Consider the following 8,532-nt stretch of genomic DNA (forward strand, 5'->3'; position numbering starts at 1 on the left):
CGACACCGTCAACCGGCTCGTCTTACGGCCCTCCGCCGCCCACCGCGCCGCCAGCTCCTCGATCACCCCGGCGTCACCCGAGACGACCACCGAATCCGGGCCGTTGACCGCCGCGACGTCCACCAGGCCGCCGACCGCCTCGACCACCTCGGCCTCGGACGCCTGCACGGCCAGCATCGCCCCACCGGCAGGGAGCGCCTGCATCAGCCGGCCCCGCGCCGCAACCAGAGCACACGCATCCGGCAGCGACAACACTCCGGCGCAGTGCGCGGCGGCGATCTCACCGATCGAGTGGCCCAGCAGGAAGTCCGGGACCACCTGGAGCGACTCCAGCAGCCGGAACGACGCCACCTCCACAGCGAAGAGTCCGGCCTGCGCCCACATGGTCTGATCGAGATCGGCCCCATCGAACACGACATCCCGGACCGGCCGATCGAGCCGAACGTCCAGCTCCGCGCACACCGCGTCGAACGCGTCCGCGAACACCGGGAAGGACTCGTACAACCCGCGGCCCATCCCGGCCCGCTGCGCCCCCTGACCGGTGAACAAGAACGCGGTCTGCCCGTCACCGGTGACCCCGGACACCACGCCGGCACCGGACCGCCCCTCGGCCAGCGCGCTCAAGCCATCCAGCAGCCCGTTTCGATCGGTTCCGAGCACGACCGCCCGGTGGGCCAGAGCCGCCCGGGTGAAAAGCGAGCGCCCGACATCTGCCACGTCCAGTCGCGGCTCGGCGCCCACGAAGCCGGCCAGCCGGTCCGCCTGGGCACGCAGCCCCGACTCGCTCCGAGCCGACACCGGCCACGGGATCACCGGCGACGTGGAAACGCCCTGCTCGACCGGCACGGGCAGGGCAGGCGCCTCGATGATGACGTGCGCGTTGGTCCCGCTGATGCCGAACGACGACACACCCGCACGACGCGGTCGATCCCCGGAAGGCCACGGCCGGGCCTCGGTCAGCAGCTCCACCGCACCCGCCGACCAGTCCACCTGCCGGGACGGCTCGTCCACGTGCAACGTCGCCGGCAACACACCGTGCCGCATCGCCAGCACCATCTTGATCACACCGGCGACACCCGCGGCGGCCTGCGTGTGCCCGATGTTCGACTTGATCGACCCCAGCCACAGCGGGTGGTCCCGCTCCTGGCCGTAGGTCGCCAGCAACGCCTGCGCCTCGATCGGATCACCCAGCCGGGTGCCGGTGCCGTGCGCCTCGACCACATCCACATCAGAGGGTGTGAGACGGGCGTTGGCCAACGCCTGACGGATCACCCGCTGCTGCGAAGGACCGTTCGGGGCGGTCAGCCCGTTGGAGGCGCCGTCCTGGTTGACCGCGCTCCCCCGGACCACCGCCAAGATGTCGTGCCCGAGCCGCCGCGCGTCCGAAAGCCGCTCCAGCACCAGGACGCCGACACCCTCGCCCCAGCCGGTGCCGTCCGCCGCGTCCGCGAACGCCTTGCAGCGCCCGTCCGACGAAAGGCCGCCCTGCCGGTCGAACTCGCCGAAGGTCGCCGGCGACACCATCACCGTCACGCCACCGGCCAGCGCCAGCCCGCACTCGCCACGCTGAAGCGCCTGCACCGCCAGGTGCAACGCCACCAGCGACGACGAACACGCGGTGTCCACCGTCACCGCGGGCCCCTCAAGCCCGAACGAATAGGCGACCCGGCCGGAGATCACGCTGTTCGCGGTGCCGGAGAGCAGGTGGCCCTCGGCTCCCTCGAACCCGCGGCCGCCCCCGCCGCCGTACCCGGAGGACGAGGCGCCGGCGAACACCCCGATCTGCGCGCCGCGCACCGACCGGGGATCGATCGCGGCCGACTCGAACGCCTCCCAGGCGGCCTCCAGCAACAACCGCTGCTGCGGGTCCATCGCCAGCGCCTCACGCGGCGAGATCCCGAACAACCCCGCGTCGAACTCCGTCGCTCCGTCGACGAACCCACCCAGCCGGGCATAACCCGTGCCGGGATCCTCGGGCCAGCCGCGATCGGCCGGGAAAGTGCTGATCCCGTCCCCGGCAGAGGCGACCAGCTCCCACAGCTCGCGCGGCGAGGTGATGCCACCGGGATAGCGGCAGCTCATCCCGACGATCACGACCGGCTCGTCGACGACGCCCGCCGGCGCGGCCACGGCTCCCGCGGCGGGCGCGAGGTCGTCGAGCAGCTCACCGAGCAGGTGTTCCGCCAGCGCCGTGGGGGTCGGATGGTCGAAGACGAGCGTCGCCGGCAACAGCAGACCGGTCTCCGTGTTGAGCAGGTTGCGCAGCTCGACCGCGGTCAACGAGTCGAAGCCGAGATCGCGGAACGCCCGCTCCGGCTCGACGGCGTCCACGGAGCCGTGTCCCAGCACCGTCGCCGCACGTTCCCGCACGACCTCCACCAGCATACGAACCCGCTGCGCGGCCGGTGCCGCCGCGAGGCGGCGCCGTAACGCCGAACCCAGGTCGGCGTCGGCGACCTCCACCTCGATCGCCTGCGCCACTTCGGGCAGCTCGGCCAGCAGCGGGCTGGGCCGCGCGGAGGTGAACGCCGGGGCGAACAGCCTCCAGTCGACGTCGGCGACCGTCACGCACGCCTCACCGCGATCCACCGCCTGCGCCAAGGCGGCGACGGCCAGCCGCGGATCCATCGGGGCCAGTCCACGGCGGCGGAGGAGTTCCTCGGCCTCACCCCGCACGACCATGCCCGCCTCGGCCCACGGACCCCACGCCACGGAGAGCCCGGCCAGACCACGGGCCCGCCGCCGCTGGACCAGCGCGTCGAGGTACGCGTTCGACGCGGCGTAGAGTCCCTGCCCGCCACTGCCCCAGACACCCGCGATGGACGAGAAGGTGACGAACAGATCCAGCCGCGAGCCCTCGGTCAACTCGTCCAGGTGCGCCGCGCCCGCCACCTTGCCGCCGGTGGCCGCGGCCACCCCGGCGGGATCGGCCCAGTCGAGCGGGCCCGAGTCCGCGACTCCGGCGGCATGCACGACACCGGTCAACGGGAACTCGGCGGGAACCGCCGCCAGCACCCCGGCCAGCGCCTCCCGATCCGCGGCGTCACACGCGGCCACGGTCACCCGCGCCCCCGACGCCTCCAGCTCCGCCACCAGCCCGTCGACACCCGGCGCCCCGGCACCCCGACGGCTGGTCAACACCAGATGCGGAACACCCCGCTCAGCCAGCCACCGAGCGACCACCCCACCGAGCGCGCCGGTCCCACCGGTCACCAGCACCGTCCCCGACGGCGCCCACGAACCCGACACCGGATCCGACGGCAACGGCGCACGCACCAACCGCCGGCCGTACACGCCCGCACCGCGGACCGCGACCTGGTCCTCGCCCGTCCCACCCGCCAGAACGGCGGCCAGCCGGGCACCCGCCCGACCGTCGACCAGATCCGGGACATCGATCAGACCGCCCCACCGCTCCGGGAACTCCAAGGCCGCGACCCTGCCCGCCCCCCACACCTGCGCCTGGTACGGCTCACGCAGCGGATCGGAACCCCCGACCGACACGGCGCCGCTGGTGATCATCCACAGCGGGGCCTCGATCGCCGCGTCGCCCAGCGCCTGCAGCAGCGTCAACGACGCGGTCAGCCCGTCCGGGCCGGGTTCGGTCAGCGACACCACACCGGCGAGGTCGGCCCCGGCCGTCTGCAGTCGGCCCGCCAGCGCCGCCCGGCCCTCGCCCGCCGGGTCGCACACCATCTCGACGACCTCGGCGCCGGAAGACCGGAGGGCGGCGGCCACGCCCCGCTCGTCGGCCCCGGCGGGCACCACGAGGAGCCACCTCCCCGAGAGAGCTCCGGCGGCGAGTGTGCCGGTGATCGGCTTCCAGGTGACCTGGTAGCGCCACGAGTTGAGGACGAAGTCCTGCCGGCGCCGTTTGCGCCACGACGACAACACGGGCAGCAGCGGCTCCAGCTCTCGTGGCGCCTCCACCTCGAGCGCGCCGGCCAGCGCGCCCAGGTCCTCCCGCTCGACGGCGTCCCAGAACCGGGCGTCCACGTCGTCGCCGGAGCCGGGCCCGCCGACGGCGGCGTCCACCTGCGGCCAGTAGCGCTCGCGCTGGAACGCGTAGGCCGGCAGGTCGACGTGGCTGCCACCGCCGAGGACGGCCGGCCAGTCCAGGGTGAGGCCCGCGACCCACAGCCGGGCGACCGCGGCGACGAGCGTCTCCGTGTCGTCGCGGCCCTTGCGCTGCATCGGGACGAAAACCCCGTCGGTGACGGTCTGCTGGGCCATGCCGCAGAGCACGCCGTCCGGCCCGAGTTCCACGAAGGTCCCGACGCCCTGATCCCGCAGGTGGGCGACCCCGTCGGCGAACCGGACGGCGTCACGCACGTGGCGCACCCAGTAGTCCGGCGTGCACATCGACTCGGGGTCCGCGACCGTGCCGGTCAGGTTGGACACGATCGCGATCCGCGGGGCCCGGAACGTCATCGTTTCCAGAACCGCGGCGAATTCGGCCAGCATCGGCTCCATCAACGCCGAGTGGAAGGCGTGCGACACGGCCAGCCGGCTGGTCTTGCGCCCTTCCGCCGCCCAGCGCGCCGCCAGTTCGTCGAGCACGTCGGCGTCGCCGGAGACCACGACCGAGGCCGGGCCGTTGACCGCGGCGATGTCCGCCCGGCCGTCGAGCGCTTCCCGCACCGCCTCCTCGGCGGCGTTCACCGCCAGCATCGCCCCGCCGTACGGCAGGGCCTGCATGAGCCGGCCGCGGGCCGCCACCAGCGCGCACGCGTCCGGCAGGGAGAAGACTCCGGCGCAATGGGCGGCGGCGATCTCGCCGATGGAGTGGCCCAGCAGGAGGTCCGGGGTCACGCCCCATGACTCCAGCAGCCGGAACGACGCAACCTCGACCGCGAACAGGCCGGCCTGGGCGTAGACGGTCTGGTCCAGGTCGACTCCCCCGAACACGACCTCCTTGAGCGGTCGGTCCAGCCGCAGGTCCAGCTCGGCGCAGACCTCGTCGAACGCGTCGGCGAACGCGGGGAAGGACGCGTACAGCGCCCGGCCCATCCCGGCGCGCTGCGAGCCTTGGCCGGTGAAGAGGAAGGCGGTGCCGCCGTCGCCCGCGGCCCCGGAGACGACGGCGGCGCTCGGGGTGCCGTCGCTGACCGCGGCCAGGCCGCCGAGGAGATCCTCGTGGTTCCCGGCGACGACCACCGCACGGTGCGCCAGGCTCGCCCGGGTGGTGGCGAGTGTGTAGCCGATGTCGTGAACGCCGGCGTCCGAGTGGGCCGCGAAGGCGCGCAGCCGGTCCGCCTGGCTCCGCAGGGCGGCGGCGGTGTGTCCGGAGAGCGGCCACAGCAGGACCCGGGGCGTGGGCACGTCCTCGTCCGGGGCCGGCGGCGGCTCCTCGATGATGACGTGGGCGTTGGTGCCGCTGATCCCGAACGACGACACCCCCGCGCGGCGCGGCCGGTCGGCCGCGGGCCACGGCCGGGCCTCGGTGAGGAGCCGCACCGCTCCGGCCGACCAGTCGACCTGGCTGGTGGGCTCGTCCACGTGCAGTGTGGCGGGCAGCACGCCGTGCCGCATGGCCTGCACCATCTTGATCACACCGGCGACACCCGCCGCCGCCTGCGTGTGACCGATGTTCGACTTGATCGACCCCAGCCACAGCGGGTGGTCCCGCTCCTGACCGTAGGTCGCCAGCAACGCCTGCGCCTCGATCGGGTCGCCGAGCACCGTGCCGGTCCCGTGCCCTTCCACGACGTCCACGTCGGACGGCGTCAGCCCGGCGTCGGCCAGCGCCCGGCGGATCACCCGCTGCTGCGAGGGACCGTTCGGCGCCGTCAGGCCGTTCGACGCGCCGTCCTGGTTGACCGCGCTGCCGCGCACCACCGCGAGGATGCGATGTCCGCGGCGGCGCGCCTCGGAGAGCCGCTCGACCAGCAGCAGGCCGACGCCCTCCGCCCAGCCGGTGCCGTCCGCGGTGTCGGCGTACGACTTGCACCGCCCGTTCGACGAAAGGCCGCCCTGCCGGTCGAACTCGCCGAAGGCCGCGGGCGACACCATCACCGTCACACCGCCGGCCAGCGCGAGGTCGCACTCGCCGCGCTGCAGCGCCTGCACCGCCAGGTGCAACGCCACCAGCGACGAGGAACAGGCCGTGTCCACCGTCACCGCCGGGCCTTCCAGGCCGAAGGCGTAGGCGACCCGGCCGGAGATCACGCTGTTCGCGGTGCCGGAGAGCAGGTGGCCCTCGACGCCCTCCAAGCCGTGGCCGCCGCTGCCGTAGCCGGAGGACGAGGCGCCGGCGAACACCCCGATCTGCGCGCCGCGCACCGAACGCGGGTCGATCCCGGCCGACTCGAAGGCCTCCCAGGCGGCCTCCAGCAGCAGCCGCTGCTGCGGGTCCATCGCCAGCGCCTCACGCGGCGAGATCCCGAACAACCCCGCGTCGAACTCGGTCGCCCCGTCGACGAACCCGCCCTGCCGCGCGTACGAGGCGGACCCGGCGAGGTGGTCCCAGCCCCGGTCGGCCGGGAAGGAGGTGATGCCGTCGCCGCCGGCGGCCACCAGCCGCCACAGATCGTCGGGCGACGCGATGCCACCGGGATACCGGCAGCTCATGCCCACCAGCACGATCGGCTCGTCGTCGGCCGACACCCCGCCCGGCGTCGGCGCCTCCTCCGGCGCGTCGAACATCTCGCCGAGCAGGTACGTGGCCAGAACGGCCGGTGTCGGGTGGTCGAAGACCAGCGTGGCCGGCAACTTCAGACCGGTCTCCGCGTTGAGCAGGTTGCGCAGCTCGACCGCGGTCAGCGAGTCGAAGCCGAGGTCGCGGAAGGCCCTGCCCGGCTCGATCGCGTCGGCTCCGCGATGCCCGAGCACCGCCGCCGCGCGGTCCCTGACCAGGTCCAGCAGCACCTGGTGCCGCTGGCCGGCGGGCGCCAGGGCGATCCGCTGCCGCACCACGGCGCCCAGGTCGAAGCCGGCCGGGTCGCCCGCGAGCGCCTGCGCCACTTCGGGCAGATCTGCCAGCAGCGGGCTGGGCCGGCCGGAGGTGAACGCCGGGGCGAACAGCCCCCAGTCGACGTCTGCGACCGTCACGCACGTCTCGCCGCGATCCACCGCCCGTGCCATGGCGAGTACGGCCAGCCGCGGGTCCAGGGCGTTCAGCCCGCGGCGCCGCAGGAACTCCTCCGCCTCGCCCCGTACGGCCATGCCCACCTCGGCCCACGGGCCCCAGGCGATCGAGGTGCCGGCCAGGCCGCGGTCCCGGCGCATCTCCACCAGCGCGTCCAAGAACGCGTTTCCCGCCGCGTAGAGGCCCTGCCCGCCGCTGCCCCAGGTCGCCGCGATCGACGAGAACGTGACGAACAGCTCCAGCGGAAGGTCCCGGGTCAGTTCATGCAGGTGTGCCGCGCCGACCGCCTTGCCGTTCAGAACCGCGGCCGTCTCTAGGGGGCCGACCTCGTCAAGAGGGCCGGTCGCCGCGACCCCGGCGGCGTGCACGACACCGGTCAGCGGGAACTCGGCGGGAACCGCCGCCAGCACCGCGGCCAGCGCCTCCCGGTCCGCGGCGTCGCAGGCCGGGACCGTCACCCGCGCTCCCAGCGCGGTCAACTCCGCCACCAGCTGATCCACACCCGGCGCGGTGAGGCCCCGGCGGCTGGTCAACACCAGATGCGGAACTCCCCGCTCAGCCAGCCACCGAGCGACCACCGCACCCAGCGCACCGTTCCCACCGGTCACCAGCACCGTGCCGGAGGGCACCCACGAACCGGCCGAAACCGACGGCAGCGGCGCCCGCGCCAGCCGCCTGCCGTACACGCCGGCACTGCGGACCGCGACCTGATCCTCGCCCGTCCCACCCGCCAGGACGGCGGCCAGCCGGGCACCGGACCGACGGTCGACGAGAGCCGGGACATCGATCAGCCCGCCCCACCGCTCCGGGAACTCCAACGCCGCGACCCTGCCCAGCCCCCACACCTGCGCCTGGTACGGCTCACGCAGCGGATCGGAGCGGCCCACCGAGACCGCACCGGACGTGATCAGCCACAGCGGTGCGCTGATCCCGGCGTCGCCCAGGCTCCGGATCATCCCCACGACGTCGTCGAGCTCTCCGGAGACCACTGCAGCCACGCCCGCGATGTCATGGTTCTGGGGCCATTGGCCGGATTCGCAGCGGATCACGGCGGCGCCCGCGTCGCGCATGGCTTCTTCGATGGCGGCAGCACGTTCGCCGTCGCCGGTCAGCAGCCAGGTTCCGGTGAGCGTGGCGGCGTCGCGCAGGCCGGTCAGCGGCTTCCACTCCACCCGGTAGCGCCACGAGTCGACGATCGACTCCTGCCGCCGCGACCGCCGCCACGACGACAACGCCGGCACCACGTCGTCCAGCACCCCCGGCGCGTCCTCCAACCTCAGGGTGGCGGCCAGCTCCGCGAGGTCCTCACGCTCCACCGCCGCCCAGAACCGGGCGTCGTCGTCATCCGGCGCGGCCACCGGCGCCTCGGCCGGAACCGACCCGGCCTCCGGCCAGTACCGCTCCCGCTGGAAGGCATAGGTCGGCAGCTCCACCCGACGGCCGTCGGG

The 8,532-nt window shown here is 74.0% G+C and carries 1 protein-coding gene; it reads right to left on the reverse strand.

Features of this window, described 5'->3' with window-relative positions:
• A partial coding sequence (locus AWQ70_RS36920; protein WP_157530954.1) for a type I polyketide synthase occupies nt 1–8,532 on the reverse strand: 8,532 nt, incomplete at both ends.

Source organism: Microtetraspora niveoalba (genome assembly GCF_001570405.1).
Classification (GTDB): domain Bacteria; phylum Actinomycetota; class Actinomycetes; order Streptosporangiales; family Streptosporangiaceae; genus Microtetraspora; species Microtetraspora niveoalba.